Below are 14162 nucleotides of genomic sequence, written 5' to 3' on the forward strand. Positions count from 1 at the left end.
AAGCCACCCCGCCCGGAGCGACCGGCGCGCCCCTCGCCGAAGGCGGCCGACCGCGCCCCGCCACTCCCCCGGTCACGAGCCGGACCGCCCGCCCCGCTACGCCTCGAACCCGCCGGCCAGTTCCGCCCCCAGGAACACCGCGCCCAGCCCCGCCAGCAGGGACGCCAGCACATGGGCCGCGGCCAGGAAGGCGCGGCCGGTCTCGGCCAGGCGGAGGGTCTCGTACGAGAAAGTCGAATACGTCGTCAGCGCCCCGCACAGGCCCGTCGCCAGCAGGGCGTGCACCGGGGAGGAGACCGCGGCGCCGGTCAGCACGCCGAGCAGCAGGCTGCCCGCGATGTTCGCCGTGAAGGTGCCCCACGGGAAGGCGTACGGAACGCCCGGCCCCTGGTGCGCCTGGACCGCACGGTCCGTCAGATAGCGCAGGGGCGCCCCCACCGCGCCGCCGATCGCCACCAGCAGCCAGGTCACGCCGTCCGCCCCTCGCCCCGCGCACCCGGTCGCGCGGCCGGTCGCTCGCCCCGGTCCAGCCAGGCCCGCGTGGCCACGGCCGCCGCCCACACCGATCCGAGCGCGGCCACCGCCGTCGCCACCGTGTACGCCATCGCCACCGCGATCTCCTGACGGACCAGCAGGCCCGAGACGTCCGCCGCGTACGTCGAGAAGGTCGTGTAGCCGCCGAGCACCCCGACGCCGAGGAAGGGCCGCACCAGCGGGTGGGTGATCCGGCCCCGCTCGACGGTCAGCACCATCAGGACGCCGATGAGGGCGCAGCCGGTCACGTTGACGACGAACACGGTCCACGGGAAACCGTGACCGGGAGTCGGCCACAGCACCAGCGCCCCGTACCGGGCGAGGGCTCCGAGCGCGCCGCCGGACGCGACCGCCGCCAGCACCCGGCCCTGCGGTGCGGACGGCGGGCCCGGCTCCGGCAGCTCCCGCGGCTCCTGCTCGCTCATCCGTACCCCAGGGCGTGCAGCCGCTCGTCGTCGATGCCGAAGTGGTGGGCGATCTCGTGGACCACGGTGATCTCGGTCTCCGCGACGACGTCCTCCTGCGTCTCGCACATCCGCAGCGTCGGGCCCCGGTAGATGGTGATCCGGTCCGGCAGCACTCCGGCGTACCACTCGCCGCGGTCGGTGAGCGGGGTGCCCTCGTAGAGCCCGAGCAGGTCGGGGTCGCCGGGGTCCGGTTCGTCCTCGACGAACACCGCCACGTTGTCCATCAGCCGCGTCAGCTCCGGCGGAATCCGGTCCAGAGCCTGGCTCACCAGCTCCTCGAACTGTTCGCGCGTCATCTCCAGCACCCGGCCATTGTCCCGTACGGGGGCCGGGTACGGGCAGATGGCCACCGTCCGGCATCGCGGCGACGGGGCCCGTACGGACGCATGACCGGTGGAGCCGCCCGGCATGGGCAAGGCCGTACCGGGGCATACGCGCCCAATGGTCCGCGTCCCGTTCCGTGCCGCAGCCGACCGCGTCCGGCACCGCCTCAGCCAGCTCGTCCGCCCGGCGTCCCGGAGCCGTACCGCCGCCGCGCCGGGCGCTTTCGCGGCGGCGGTACGGCTCCGGGACGCCGGGCGGACGAGCTGGCTGAGGCGGTGCCGGACGCGGGCCGGACGCGGCCGGCGCGGCGGCCGCCGACGGGCCGAAGGCACCCCACCCCGCGGTCCCCGGCGATCTGACGGCCCCCGCCCGCAGCCCCTGGCTCCGCGCGCTGGGCATGCTCGCCGTCGTCGTGCTGGGGGCCTGGCTGGGACTGCTCGCCGTGGGCTCCATCCGTACGCCGGTCGGCCCCATGGACACCAACATGACGCTCCGCCCCTCCCTCACCGGCGGCAGCAAGATCAACGTGGCCCCGCTCGGCGCCCTGGAGCTGGACTCGCACATCGCGCCGCTGCGGCTCGACGTGGACGTGGACCGCCTCGACCCCGAGCGCTCCCAGGCCCTGGTCGACCGGCCGGAACGGTTCTCCGGCCTCCAGGACGAGGTCACCCGGGACGTCGCCGCCGGGACCAAGGAGCTGGCCGTACGCTCCTGCGTCGCCGTGATCTCCGGCGCGACCGCCCTCGGCCTCGTCGTCTACCGCCGCCCCCGCCGCGCCCTGGCCGCCGGCGGGCTCGCCCTCACCCTGCTGGCCGCGTCCGGCGTCAGCGCGTACGCCACCTGGAACCCGAAGTCCGTCCTGGAGCCGAAGTTCTCCGGGCTGCTCTCCAGCGCCCCGTCCCTGGTCGGCGACGCCCGCTCGATCGTCACCGAGTTCGACATCTACCAGCAGGAACTGGCCCGCCTGGTCACCAACGTCACCAAGCTGTACGACGCGACCTCCACGCTCCCCGTCTACCAGCCCGACCCCGGCACGATCCGGGCCCTGCACGTCTCCGACATCCACCTCAACCCGGCGGCCTGGCACATCATCGCCTCGCTCGTCGAGCAGTACGAGATCGACGTGATCATCGACTCCGGCGACACGATGGACCACGGATCCGCCGCCGAGAACGGCTTCCTCGACCCGATCCGCGACCTCGGCGCGCCCTACGTCTGGGTGCGCGGCAACCACGACTCGATCGTCACCCAGGACTACCTGAAGAAGTTCCGGAACGTCCGCGTCCTCGACGACGGCAGGGCGGTGGACGTCGGCGGGCTGCGGATCGCGGGCACCGGCGACGCCTCGTTCACCCCGGACCGGACCGCCCCGGTCGGCGGCAAGGCGGCCGCCCAGCTCGAAGGCGCGCGCCTGGCCTCCGCGCTGCGTGACCAGGAGCGCGCGGGCACCCCCGTCGACATCGCCGTCGCCCACGACCCGAACACCGCCCGGGAGACCGACGGCACGGTCCCGCTGGTGCTCTCCGGCCATCTCCACCGCCGGATCAACGAACAGCTGAAGCTCGGCACCCGGCTGAAGGTCGAGGGCTCCACGGGCGGCGGCGGGCTGCGCGCCGTGCAGAACGAGAAGCCGGAGAAGGTGCACGCCTCGGTGCTCTACATGGACCGCTCGACCCGGCGGCTCCAGGCCTGGGACGAGATCACGCTCGGCGGTCTGGGACTGACGACCGCCGAGGTCAGCCGCCATCTCCCGGAGGAGAACCTGAAGAAGGACTCCCCCGTCCCGCCCTCTCCGAGCCCGTCCCCGACGGGCTCCGGGACGCGCCCGACCCCATCGCCGTAAACCGTTTTGGCGATAGCTCCACCCATCCCATATGCTTCTCACGTCCCCGACGCGCTGCAAAGCGAACCGGCGGGCCAATAGCCCTCATCGTCTAGTGGCCCAGGACGCCGCCCTTTCAAGGCGGTAGCACGGGTTCGAATCCCGTTGGGGGCACGTTTCACCGTGTGCGAGACTTGTTTCGCGCATTGCTTGGTCCTGTGGAGCAGTTTGGAGTGCTCGCCACCCTGTCAAGGTGGAGGCCGCGGGTTCAAATCCCGTCAGGACCGCTTGCAGCCCCAGCGGCTGCGTGGCTGGGTAGCTCAGTTGGTACGAGCGATCGCCTGAAAAGCGATAGGTCGCCGGTTCGATCCCGGCCCCAGCCACTTCTCGAAGGCCCCGTCCACCGGACGGGGCCTTCGCCGTGTCACACCTTCTCGGTCTCCGCCGGCTCCTTCTGCTCCGCCGGTACGTCGGAACCGCGCCGCCGCCAGGCCCGTACGCCCGGGGCCAGCAGCGCCACGAGCACCACCGCGACCAGCGCCACCCCGTCCGGCACCCGTTCGCCGAGCTTCTGCGCCCACTGCTCGACCGCGAACGATTCGTCGACCGCGAGCAGGCCGGGCAGTGCGGTCGTCCCGTCGTAGACGAGGAACAGCGCGCCGAGGCCGATGAAGAACAGCCCCGACAGCAGCGAGGTGGTGTGCAGCTCGAACCGGCCGAGCCGGACGGCCCGGCCGCGCAGCCACTTCCGGCGGCCGAGGTCGAAGCGTTCCCAGAGCAGGGCGAGGACGAAGAGAGGGACGGCCATCCCGAGCGCGTAGACCGCCAGCAGCAGGCCGCCGTAGACGGGACTGCCGCTGACGGCCGCGACGGTCAGGACGCTGCCGAGGATCGGGCCCGCGCAGAATCCGGCCAGCCCGTAGACCGCGCCCAGCGCGTAGACGGAGAACGCGGTGGTGGGGCGGATCCGGCCGCTGAGCTCGGCCATCCGCCGGGAGGCGAAGCCGAGGCCGACGATCTGCGCGAGACCGAGCACGATGATCAGCCAGCCCGCGCCGGTGACGAGGGCGTCGCGGTGACCGTAGAACAGCCGCCCGGCGTACGAACCGGCCGCGCCGAGCGGGACGAGGGTGGTGGCGAGCCCGGCGTAGAAGATGCCGGTACGGGCCAGCAGCCGGGAGGTGGAGTCGATGGAGTACGCGAAGAAGGCCGGGAGCAGCAGCGCGCTGCACGGGCTGACCAGGGCGAGCAGCCCGCCGAGGAAGGCCGCGAAGTAGCCGATGTCCGCCGTCACTTGGCGGGCTCCCCGGCCTGGCCCGCCGCCCCCGTGGTCTTCGCCTGCTCGGCGGCGGCTTCGATGGCCCGGGTGAACGTCTCGTCCGGCTGGGCGCCGGCGATCGGGCGGCCGTTGATCAGGAACGACGGGGTGGACGTGGCGCCGATCCCGTACGCCTGCTCGGTGTCCTTCTTGACCGACGCGCGGGCCGCGTCGCCGTCGAGGTCCTTCATGAACCGGTCCAGGTCCTTCACCCCGGCCTCCTCGGCGAGCGCCTTCACCCGGTCCTTGCCGAAGCCCTTCTCCTTCGCCCCCTCGGCGTAGGCGGCGCGGTGGAACTCCCAGAAGCGGTTCTGCTGCCCGGCGGCCCAGGCGCCGCGCGCGGCGTTCTCGGACTCCTCGCCGAAGATCGGGAAGTTGCGCCACTCGATGCGCAGCGTGCCGTCCTTCACGTACTTCTCGATCAGCTCCGGCTCGGTGTCCCGGGCGAACTTGCCGCAGTAGCCGCACTTGAAGTCGGCGTACTCGATGAGGACGACCGGGGCGTCCGCCGGGCCGATGGCCAGCTTGTCGTCGGCGTCCCGGCGGGCGAGCTTCGCCAGCTCCGGGTAGACGCCCGCGTCCGGGTCGGCGGATACCTCGGCGGCGGGGCCGGTGGCGGTGGTGTCCTTCGAGGCGGTGTCGGGGGCGGTGGCCCTGTACGAGGCGAAGCCGAGGAGACCGGCCGCGACGACGACCACCGCGCCGTAGACGAGGGGCTTGCGCGCGTTCGCGGACTTCGAAGACTTCGGGTTCTTGGGCGTGGGCATGCGGCACTCCGTGCTGGTGATGCGGGAGGAAGGGCGGACGGTGCGGGGCGGGCGGGTGCCCGTCTACACCCGCAGCACGGAGAGTTCGACCGGGGTCGGGGTGTACGGGAGGGGGGCGCGGGCCCGTATCCCCGGCGGCGGCTCGGCCGGCAGTGCTCCCGTCGCGGCGGGCAGCCCCCACGGCGCGAGCCCCGGCGCGTGGTCCTGGACGGACCGGGCGCGGGAGGGGACGCCGGGCTCACCGTCGTGATCACGGAGCTTCCCGCAGCCGGGGACGGGGGCGCGCTCGCCGGTGGCCTCGGCCACGGGGACGTGGTGCGCCTGCCCACGGTCCTGCGCCGCCTGCGCCACGTGCGTCACCGGCGCGGAGGAGACCCCGGGCGAGACCCCCGCCCCGGCGGCGGACGCCGCCGGTCCGCACAGCAGCCCCAGCACCACCGCGAGCAGCGCCGTCAGGCTCCACCACTGCGTACGGGACACGGGACCGGGCCTTTCTCGCGCGTGCGGCGGTGACGGGGCTTCGACTGCCCGAAATGGTACGTGCCGCGTGACGCAGCCCGCGCGAAATGAGGTCGCCACTGGCCGGGCCCGGGTGAGATCCTGGGATCCGTATGTCTACTTCCTTCGCCGATCTCCAGTCCCAGCTCGGTCAGCTCTCGCTCCGCGATGCGAACCGGCTCGGCCGGCGCCTCGAAGGAGCGCGCCGCATCCGCAAGCCCGAGGCCCGCCAGTCCGTGCTGGACGAGATCGCGGCCGAGGCGGGCAAGGCGGCCGAACGGCTCGCGACGCGCGCGGCCCGGCTGCCCGCCCTGTCGTACCCGGAAGAGCTGCCGGTCAGCCAGAAGAAGGACGAGATCCTGGAGGCGATACGCGACCACCAGGTCGTGATCGTCGCCGGGGAGACCGGGTCCGGGAAGACCACGCAGCTCCCGAAGATCTGTATGGAGCTGGGGCGCGGCGTCCGGGGCATGATCGGGCACACCCAGCCCCGCCGGATCGCCGCCCGTACGGTCGCGGAGCGCGTCGCGGACGAGCTGAAGACGCCGCTGGGCGAGACGGTCGGCTGGAAGGTCCGCTTCACCGACCAGGTGAACCCGGAGTCGACGTATCTGAAGCTGATGACGGACGGCATCCTGCTCGCCGAGATCCAGACGGACCGCGAGCTGCTGGCGTACGACACGATCATCATCGACGAGGCCCACGAGCGGTCCCTCAACATCGACTTCCTGCTCGGCTATCTGGCCCGGCTGCTGCCCCGCCGCCCCGATCTGAAGGTCGTCATCACCTCGGCGACGATCGACCCCGAGCGGTTCGCGCGCCACTTCGGGGACGCCCCGATCGTCGAGGTCAGCGGGCGGACGTATCCCGTCGAGGTCAGGTATCGCCCCCTCCTCGAAGAGGACAGTGACGACTCCGACCGGGACCAGATCACCGCGATCTGCGACGCCGTCGACGAGCTGGGCCACGAGGCCCCCGGCGACGTCCTGGTCTTCCTCTCCGGTGAGCGCGAGATCCGGGACACGGCGGACGCGCTGAACAAGCGGAACCTCAGACATACCGAGGTGCTCCCCCTCTACGCGCGTCTCTCGCACGCCGAGCAGCACCGCGTGTTCCAGCGCCACACCGGACGCCGCATCGTGCTCGCGACCAACGTCGCCGAGACCTCGCTGACCGTCCCCGGCATCAAGTACGTGATCGACCCGGGCAACGCCCGCATCTCCCGCTACAGCCACCGCACCAAGGTCCAGCGGCTGCCGATCGAGCGGATCTCCCAGGCCAGTGCCAACCAGCGCAAGGGCCGCTGCGGCCGTACGTCGGACGGCATCTGCATCCGGCTGTACTCGGAGGACGACTTCGTCACCCGGCCGGAGTTCACCGACCCCGAGATCCTGCGGACCAACCTGGCCTCCGTCATCCTCCAGATGACCGCCGCCGGGCTCGGCGACATCGAGAAGTTCCCCTTCATCGACCCGCCGGACCACCGCAACATCCGCGACGGCGTCCAGCTCCTCCAGGAGCTGGGGGCGCTCGATCCCGCCGAGAAGGATCCCAAGAAGCGGCTGACCCCGCTCGGCCGCAAGCTCTCCCAGCTGCCCGTCGACCCGCGTCTGGCCCGCATGGTCATCGAGGCCGACAAGAACGGCTGCGCCCGCGAGGTCATGGTCATCGCCGCCGCGCTCTCCATCCAGGACCCGCGCGAGCGGCCCGCGGAGAAGCAGACGCAGGCCGACCAGAACCACGCCCGGTTCAAGGACGAGACCTCCGACTTCCTCGCGTTTCTCAATCTCTGGTCGTACGTCCGCGAGCAGCAGAAGGAGCGCGGCTCGTCCTCGTTCCGCCGGATGTGCAAGCAGGAGTATCTGAACTTCCTGCGCATCCGCGAATGGCAGGACATCTACGCGCAGCTGCGGACGGTCGCCAAGCAGATGGGCATCACCGTCGAGGAGCCCAAGGCGGAGGCGTCCATTCCCGAGCAGGCGGTGCACACCTCGCTGCTCGCCGGGCTGCTGTCGCACATCGGGCTGAAGGACACCGAGAAGAACGAGTACCTGGGCGCGCGCAGCGCCAAGTTCGCGATCTTCCCCGGCTCGGCGCTGTTCAAGAAGCAGCCCCGGTTCCTGATGTCGGCGGAGCTGGTGGAGACCTCCCGGCTCTGGGCGCGGGTCAACGCCAAGGTCGAGCCCGAGTGGATCGAGCCGCTGGCCCAGCACCTGGTGAAGCGCACCTACAGCGAGCCTCACTGGGAGAAGGACCAGGCGGCGGTGATGGCGTACGAGCGGGTCACCCTTTACGGCGTGCCGATCGTCGCCCAGCGCAAGGTCAATTTCGGACGTATCGACCAGGAGGCCTCGCGGGATCTGTTCATCCGCAACGCCCTCGTCGAGGGCGACTGGCGCACCCACCACCAGTTCTTCCACGACAACCGCAAACTGCTCGGCGAGGTCGAGGAGTTGGAGCACCGGGCCCGTCGCCGCGACATCCTCGTGGACGACGAGACGCTCTTCGACTTCTACGACCAGCGCATCCCCGAGCACATCGTGTCCGGGGCGCACTTCGACTCCTGGTGGAAGCACAAGCGCCGCGAGGAACCGGACGCGCTCGACTTCGAGCGCTCCATGCTCATCAACGAGAAGGCCGGGGCCGTCACCAAGGACGACTACCCGGACTCCTGGCGCCAGGGAAAGCTCAAGTTCAAGGTGACGTACCAGTTCGAGCCCGGCGCGGACGCGGACGGTGTGACCGTCCACGTGCCGCTCCAGGTGCTGAACCAGGTCACCGCCGAGGGCTTCGACTGGCAGATCCCGGGGCTGCGCGAGGAGGTCGTCACCGAGCTGATCCGCTCTCTGCCGAAGCCGATCCGCCGGCACTACGTCCCCGCGCCGAACTACGCGGAGAAGTTCCTCGACCGGGCGGTCCCGCTCCAGGAGCCGCTGCCGGTCACCCTGGCGCGCGAGCTCCAGCGGATGGTCGGCGTGCCGGTCACGGCGGACGACTTCGACCTCTCCCGGGTCCCGGACCACCTCAAGATCACGTTCCGGATCGTCGACGAGCGGCGGCGGAAGGTCGCCGAGGACAAGGACCTGGAGGCGCTGAAGCTGAAGCTGCGCCCGAAGGCCCGCCAGGCGCTCTCCAAGGCCGCCGCGGCGACCGCGGGGCCCTCCGGGGAGTCCATCGAGCGCTCGGGCCTCACGGACTGGACGATCGGCACGCTGAACAAGGTCTTCGAGACCCGTCGGGCCGGCCAGCCGGTCAAGGCGTATCCGGCCCTGGTCGACCAGGGTGAGACCGTGGCCGTACGGCTCTTCGACACCGAGGCCGAGCAGCAGCAGGCGATGTGGCGCGGCACCCGGCGGCTGATCATGCTGAACATCCCGGTGAACCCGGCGAAGTTCGCCTCCGACCGGTTGAGCAATCAGCAGAAGCTGGCGCTGTCCCGTAATCCGCACGGTTCGGTGCAGGCCCTCTTCGAGGACTGCGCGACCGCCGCGGCCGACCGGCTGATCGCCGCGCACGGCGGGCCCGCGTGGGACGAGAAGGCGTTCCGGACGCTGTACGACAAGGTGCGCGCGGACCTGGTGGACCTGACCGTCCGCACGATCGACCAGGTGCAGCAGATCCTGGCCGCGTGGCAGGCCTGCGAGCGCCGGCTGAAGTCGACGAACAGCCTGACGCTGGTGGCCAACGTCACGGACGTACGGGAGCAGCTGGCCCGTCTCGTACCGCCCGGTTTCGTTACGGCCACCGGGCTGCGCCGGCTGCCGGACCTGATGCGCTACCTCGTGGCGGCCGACCGGCGGCTCCAGCAGATGCCGACGGCCGTCCAGCGGGACACCACGCGGATGGAGAAGGTCCACGAGATGCAGGACGAGTACGCCTGGCTGCTCGAACAGCTCCCGCAGGGCAGGCCGGTGCCGCAGGAGGTGCTGGACGTCCGCTGGATGATCGAGGAGCTGCGGGTCAGCTACTTCGCCCATGCGCTGGGCACCGCGTTCCCCGTCTCGGACAAGCGGATCGTGAAGGCGATCGACGCCCTCGCGCCCTGACGCGGGGCCACCGGAGGGGGCCGGGAGGCCGGTGACCGAGTCACCACCAGGAGTGAAGTCGACCTGGACCTCCCACCTCCTGTACAGTCTGGTTTCGCAGCAAGCCGCAAGGCAAGCGGCGAAAACCTGGTCCTGTGGAGCAGTTTGGAGTGCTCGCCACCCTGTCAAGGTGGAGGCCGCGGGTTCAAATCCCGTCAGGACCGCAGCAGGAGAAAGCCCGGATCGTTTCGATCCGGGCTTTCTCGCGTCTTGACGGACCCTTCCGCCGCGGGTACCCCGTAGAAGCAGAGGCCGTATCCGTACCCTCGGCGCTTCTGACGGCGGGGGACGGCCGGGCCCACCGGGAGGTGGCTCGTATGTCCGCGTCCGCAGCACGACATGAGACCCGCGCGCTGCTGCGCGCCCACCTGGCGGCCGCTTCCTCCTACGGCCATCTCACCCGGCACTGCGCGGTCTGCCATCGCCTCCTGCGCCTCGCCATGGAGCCCGGGGCGACCGCGGAGCCCGAAGGGGCGGCCGAGTCCGCCACGGACCCCTCTGATGCCTCCGGTCCCCGCGAGGATGCCACCGGCCGGCCGGTGAAGAACGAGGACGAAAGACCCCCCGCAACACGACCATCGGCCGGGTGACTCCGCGTTCGGACAGTGGCAGGCTCGTAGTTGGCAAGCATCAGGCGATGTGACGGTAGTCACCGAAAGAGTTTTCAGACCGGGGGATTTTACGCCTCCCCTACAACTGGTGAATTTAATATGTGCAATTGCACGGGGTCCGTGGAGTTGCGGGGACCGTTCCGTCCGGGGCTGTCCCACCGCGTCCGGGACGCTCACCCACACTCCCGCACAGACCCGCTCACAGCCTCACGAACGCCCCTGTCCGCCCCCTGAAGCCGACCGACCGCCCGGTTCTGACGCCGGGCCGGTCCGGACGCGGGAGCGGCCGGGAGAGCCCACCCAGGGGCCGTCCGGGCGATCCGGGAGCCGGCCGGAAAGGCCCCTTCCGGGCACAAAAAGATCGCGCTGGACCCGGCGGAGTCCAGCGCGATCGATACGACGAAAACCCTTGGAACACAGGTATGACGCCCGTTGGGGCAGGCGTCCGTCGAGTGGAGCTATGGGTGGGCGACTGGGGTTGGGGGACCTGTCAGCTGCCCGGATGTCGTGCGGTGCTGCGGTACTGCTGTGCTGCTGTTATCGCTGGTCGGCAGGGGTGTGTCAGGCCTCGCTGCGCTGCTGCGGAATACCCGCAAGCAGTGCGCGGACCTCTGCCTCGCGGTACCGGCGATGTCCACCGAGCGTGCGGATGGACGTGAGCTTGCCAGCCTTGGCCCAACGGGTGACCGTCTTCGGGTCCACGCGGAACATCGTGGCAACCTCAGCCGGGGTCAGCAGCGGCTCGGCATCAGGGGTGCGAGCGGTCATGAGCGGCCTCCTCGGGAGAACCGAACCTTCTCGGTTCTTTCCTCTAAATTCTGCACCTTGACCCGCGTTGCCCGAAATGGCGAACGCGGGCCGAGTCGGTTATAGGACGAACGGCTTGTCCTCGGCACTACAACTACACCATCCGTCCAGCCACGTCGGCCAAACCGATGGAATTGCCCTCCCAGGTGTTCATCAGCGACGGAAGCCGATGGACCATGCCATAGCGGACAGTCACGCCCCGGTGACGATCAGTCACAGAGCGATCAGGAGTCGTCAGACCCCCCATAGAGTGCAATGTCGAGCACTCTGGCCTTACTTGGACAGAAGGAGCCCTCCCCGGACTCCTTGTCCTATTTTGGCATGAGGGTTAGGGATAGGCGCAAGGGCCCCGTTAGTGCTGTCCATCACGCTTGAGGCAAAGGCCCGGTTCGGGACGTAGGTCCCGGGCCCAGCGGCGTACGCCCCTGCCTCACCTGTCCCATGAGACCTCACGCGCCACACGGAACGCCGGTTCACAGAACACCGGTTCACGGATCGTCCGTCGGTTCACGGCCCGTCCGACCCGCCTCCTCCCTCCTCTTCGCGTCCCGGCCTTTCGTCCTGGATGAAGGATGCCCCGGTTCCGTCACCTTGATGCCACTGTGGGCCTTTTCACGTCAATTGGTGAACTGGAGGTCCCGGACCGCCCGCCAGCGCTCCGCGAGCCGCGCGTACGCCTCGCCCGCGCCCTCGCTGTCGCCGTCCCGCAGCGCGGCGAGCCCCTCCGCCACATCCGCCGCCGACCGGTCCCCGGCGAGCCGGTCCGCCGACAGCGCGTGGACGAGGCCCCCGTAGTCCAGCTCGACCAGCGAGCGCGGATGGAACTCCTCCAGCCAGCGCCCCACGTCCACCAGGCCCTCGGTCAGCGGCCCTTCCGGAACGCTCTCCCGCAGCGTCCGCAGCGCCCGCGCCAGCCGGCGCCGGGCCTCGACCATCGGGGTCCGGTACCGCAGGACGGGCCCCGCCCCCTCACCGTCGGCCGCCGTGTACTCCCGCTCCTCGTCGTGGAAGAGGACGAACCAGCGCACCGGGACCTGCCACACCGTGGTGCGGATCCACGGCCGCGCGTCCGGGTGGAGCCGCTGCCAGCGCTCGTGGTCCGCCGCCGCCTGGCCGCGCACCACCGCGGGCAGCACGGCGTCGAGCACGTTGGCCGGAAACATGCCCCCCAGCTCCTCCAGAGCCAGCCAGCCCCGCAGCCGGGTCCGCCACGGGCAGACGCACACCACCCCGTCCAGCTCCGTCACGAACGCGTCGCCGCTCTCGTGCACGGGCACCCCGACCGGCGGCGTCGCCGCCAGGTCGGCCAGCGACCGGCGCAGTTCGTCCTGGGCCGTGGGGAGCTCCTCGCGTTGCGCGTAGCGCGCCCAGTGGCTGCGCTCGGGCTCGGCGAAGGCGGCGAGCGGCTCGTAGATCCGGAGGTAGGACGTGTAAGGGACGAGCACCGAAGACACCACCGACATGGAGCGCATCGTGTCACGGCTCCACACCATCGGAGGGTGATCCTTCGCGCGGGGGCAGATACGCGCCGCCGGAAGACTTACGCTCTTGCCCATCGGGCCGGCCGTGCCGGTCGGTCCGGGGCCCTCCCCACCCCCAGGAGGGCCTCCGCCGCTTCGTTCTTTGGGAGTCACCACAGTGACCGATGTGACTAGCGGGCACGTAGACGTACTGCAGACCCTGTTCCACTCGGATCAGGGGGGCCACGAGCAAATCGTGATCTGCCAGGACCGTGCCAGCGGCCTCAAGGCCGTCATCGCCCTCCACTCCACCGCCCTGGGTCCGGCCCTCGGCGGTACCCGCTTCTACCCGTACGCCTCCGAGGCGGAAGCCGTCGCCGACGCGCTGAACCTGTCGCGGGGGATGTCGTACAAGAACGCCCTCGCCGGCCTCGACCACGGGGGCGGCAAGGCCGTCATCATCGGCGACCCGGAGAAGATCAAGAGCGAGGAACTCCTCCTCGCCTACGGCCGGTTCGTCGCCTCGCTCGGCGGCCGCTACGTCACCGCCTGCGACGTCGGCACCTATGTCGCCGACATGGACGTCGTCGCCCGGGAGTGCCGCTGGACCACCGGCCGCTCCCCCGAGAACGGCGGCGCCGGCGACTCCTCGGTGCTCACCGCCTTCGGCGTCTTCCAGGGCATGCGGGCCTCGGCCCAGCACCTCTGGGGCGACCCGACGCTGCGCGGCCGCAAGGTCGGCGTCGCCGGGGTCGGCAAGGTCGGCCGCCACCTCGTCGAGCACCTGCTCTCCGACGGGGCCGAGGTCGTGATCACCGACGTCCGCGAGGAGTCGCTGCGCGCGATCGCCGACCTGCACCCCGAGGTCACCGTGGCGGCGGACACCGACGCCCTGGTCCGCACCGAGGGCCTGGACATCTACGCGCCGTGCGCGCTCGGTGGCGCGCTGAACGACGACACCGTCCCCGTGCTCACCGCCAAGGTGGTGTGCGGCGCGGCCAACAACCAGCTGGCGCACCCGGGTGTGGAGAAGGACCTGGCCGACCGGTCGGTTCTCTACGCACCCGACTACGTGGTCAACGCCGGTGGCGTGATCCAGGTGGCCGACGAGCTGCACGGGTTCGACTTCGACCGGTGCAAGGCGAAGGCGACGAAGATCTTCGACACCACGCTGGAAATATTCGCACGTGCGAAGGCGGACGGGATTCCGCCGGCCGCGGCGGCCGACCGGCTCGCCGAGCAGCGGATGGCGGAGGCGCGCTCCCGCTGACCGTCCGGCCGCCCGTGACCGCCGACCGGCGAGACAAGACTCACGCCGGTCGGCGGGTCGTACCTCCACAAGAGGTTAAAATCGCAGTTGACCAGCGAGGACGGGGCTCCTCACTGGCCCTGTGCCGGGGACCGGAATGCGGGCGGCGTACCGTATGGCCACGGAAGCAGGTACCGTTAAAGCTCTACGGGCGCGGTCT

At 70.8% G+C, this 14162-nt stretch carries 11 protein-coding genes, 4 tRNA genes and 1 pseudogene; 8 read left to right on the top strand and 8 right to left on the bottom strand.

Features of this window, described 5'->3' with window-relative positions:
* Nucleotides 1-96: 96 nt before the first annotated feature.
* Genes crcB through D3105_RS17180 form a run of 3 tightly spaced genes read right to left on the bottom strand, consistent with a single transcriptional unit; the run spans nt 97 to nt 1306 of the window.
* Entirely contained in the window at nt 97-471 is a 375-nt protein-coding gene (gene crcB / locus D3105_RS17170) for a fluoride efflux transporter CrcB (RefSeq protein WP_118904065.1), read from the bottom strand.
* Nucleotides 468-959 carry a fluoride efflux transporter FluC gene (locus tag D3105_RS17175; protein WP_118904066.1) on the bottom strand — a complete coding sequence of 164 codons (492 nt, stop codon included), beginning with the start codon at nt 957-959 and terminating at the stop codon, nt 468-470. The genes crcB and D3105_RS17175 overlap by 4 nt, the downstream gene beginning before the upstream one ends.
* On the bottom strand, nt 956-1306 hold the full coding sequence (locus tag D3105_RS17180) for a metallopeptidase family protein (RefSeq protein WP_006125792.1): 351 nt from the start codon (nt 1304-1306) through the stop codon (nt 956-958). Before D3105_RS17180 ends, D3105_RS17175 begins: the two co-directional genes overlap by 4 nt.
* Nucleotides 1307-1442: 136 nt before the next feature.
* Here D3105_RS17180 and D3105_RS17185 point away from each other — a divergent pair.
* The 4 genes and pseudogenes from D3105_RS17185 to D3105_RS17200 all read left to right on the top strand — a co-directional run bounded on the left by D3105_RS17185 (nt 1443) and on the right by D3105_RS17200 (nt 3530).
* Nucleotides 1443-3168, top strand: a pseudogene (locus tag D3105_RS17185) (metallophosphoesterase family protein).
* 80 nt (nt 3169-3248) lie between these two features.
* Nucleotides 3249-3321, top strand: a tRNA-Glu gene (locus D3105_RS17190).
* Between the two features lie 38 nt (nt 3322-3359).
* A tRNA-Asp gene (locus D3105_RS17195) sits at nt 3360-3434 on the top strand.
* Between the two features lie 22 nt (nt 3435-3456).
* Nucleotides 3457-3530, top strand: a tRNA-Phe gene (locus D3105_RS17200).
* A 41-nt stretch (nt 3531-3571) separates the two neighbouring features.
* On the opposite strand, the gene D3105_RS17205 is transcribed toward D3105_RS17200, so the two are convergent.
* The 3 genes from D3105_RS17205 to D3105_RS17215 form a co-directional block, all read right to left on the bottom strand.
* Nucleotides 3572-4441, bottom strand: coding sequence for a cytochrome c biogenesis CcdA family protein (locus D3105_RS17205; RefSeq protein ID WP_118904068.1), 870 nt, complete (start codon nt 4439-4441; stop codon nt 3572-3574).
* Nucleotides 4438-5232, bottom strand: a complete 795-nt coding sequence (locus tag D3105_RS17210) for a DsbA family protein (RefSeq protein WP_118904069.1) — start codon at nt 5230-5232, stop codon at nt 4438-4440. The genes D3105_RS17205 and D3105_RS17210 overlap by 4 nt, the downstream gene beginning before the upstream one ends.
* A 63-nt stretch (nt 5233-5295) precedes the next feature.
* Nucleotides 5296-5712, bottom strand: a complete 417-nt coding sequence (locus D3105_RS17215) for a hypothetical protein (RefSeq protein ID WP_118904070.1) — start codon at nt 5710-5712, stop codon at nt 5296-5298.
* 131 nt (nt 5713-5843) lie between these two features.
* Between D3105_RS17215 and hrpA the strand changes: the two genes are divergently transcribed.
* The 3 genes from hrpA (at nt 5844) to D3105_RS17230 (ending at nt 10405) form a co-directional block, all read left to right on the top strand.
* A complete protein-coding gene (gene hrpA, locus D3105_RS17220; RefSeq protein WP_118904071.1) occupies nt 5844-9776 on the top strand; it encodes an ATP-dependent RNA helicase HrpA in 3933 nt (1310 codons plus the stop codon).
* Between the two features lie 128 nt (nt 9777-9904).
* Nucleotides 9905-9979 (top strand) — tRNA-Asp (locus D3105_RS17225).
* Between the two features lie 153 nt (nt 9980-10132).
* Nucleotides 10133-10405 (top strand): DUF6274 family protein, encoded by a 273-nt coding sequence (locus D3105_RS17230; protein ID WP_118904072.1) that lies wholly within the window; start codon nt 10133-10135, stop codon nt 10403-10405.
* Between the two features lie 582 nt (nt 10406-10987).
* On the opposite strand, the gene bldC is transcribed toward D3105_RS17230, so the two are convergent.
* Together bldC and D3105_RS17240 are read right to left on the bottom strand one after the other, a co-directional pair.
* Nucleotides 10988-11194: a developmental transcriptional regulator BldC gene (bldC, locus tag D3105_RS17235; RefSeq protein WP_003949541.1), complete on the bottom strand. Its 207-nt coding sequence runs from the start codon at nt 11192-11194 to the stop codon at nt 10988-10990.
* A gap of 656 nt (nt 11195-11850) precedes the next feature.
* On the bottom strand, nt 11851-12696 hold the full coding sequence (locus D3105_RS17240) for a hypothetical protein (RefSeq protein WP_118904082.1): 846 nt from the start codon (nt 12694-12696) through the stop codon (nt 11851-11853).
* Between the two features lie 175 nt (nt 12697-12871).
* Here D3105_RS17240 and D3105_RS17245 point away from each other — a divergent pair, with 175 nt between their 5' ends.
* On the top strand, nt 12872-13963 hold the full coding sequence (locus D3105_RS17245; RefSeq protein ID WP_118904073.1) for a Leu/Phe/Val dehydrogenase: 1092 nt from the start codon (nt 12872-12874) through the stop codon (nt 13961-13963).
* The last annotated feature ends 199 nt before the right edge of the window (nt 13964-14162 follow it).

Origin of the sequence: Streptomyces globisporus (assembly GCF_003501885.1) — a bacterium.
Lineage (GTDB): Bacteria > Actinomycetota > Actinomycetes > Streptomycetales > Streptomycetaceae > Streptomyces > Streptomyces globisporus_D.

What these genes read in the sequence shown, in the direction of transcription:
- D3105_RS17210 (WP_118904069.1), bottom strand. Translation starts at nt 5,232, where the DNA reads ATGCCCACGCCCAAGAACCCGAAGTCTTCGAAGTCCGCGAACGCGCGC.
- bldC (WP_003949541.1), bottom strand. Translation starts at nt 11,194, where the DNA reads ATGACCGCTCGCACCCCTGATGCCGAGCCGCTGCTGACCCCGGCTGAG.
- hrpA (WP_118904071.1), top strand. Translation starts at nt 5,844, where the DNA reads ATGTCTACTTCCTTCGCCGATCTCCAGTCCCAGCTCGGTCAGCTCTCG.
- D3105_RS17240 (WP_118904082.1), bottom strand. Translation starts at nt 12,696, where the DNA reads ATGTCGGTGGTGTCTTCGGTGCTCGTCCCTTACACGTCCTACCTCCGG.
- D3105_RS17230 (WP_118904072.1), top strand. Translation starts at nt 10,133, where the DNA reads ATGTCCGCGTCCGCAGCACGACATGAGACCCGCGCGCTGCTGCGCGCC.
- D3105_RS17175 (WP_118904066.1), bottom strand. Translation starts at nt 959, where the DNA reads ATGAGCGAGCAGGAGCCGCGGGAGCTGCCGGAGCCGGGCCCGCCGTCC.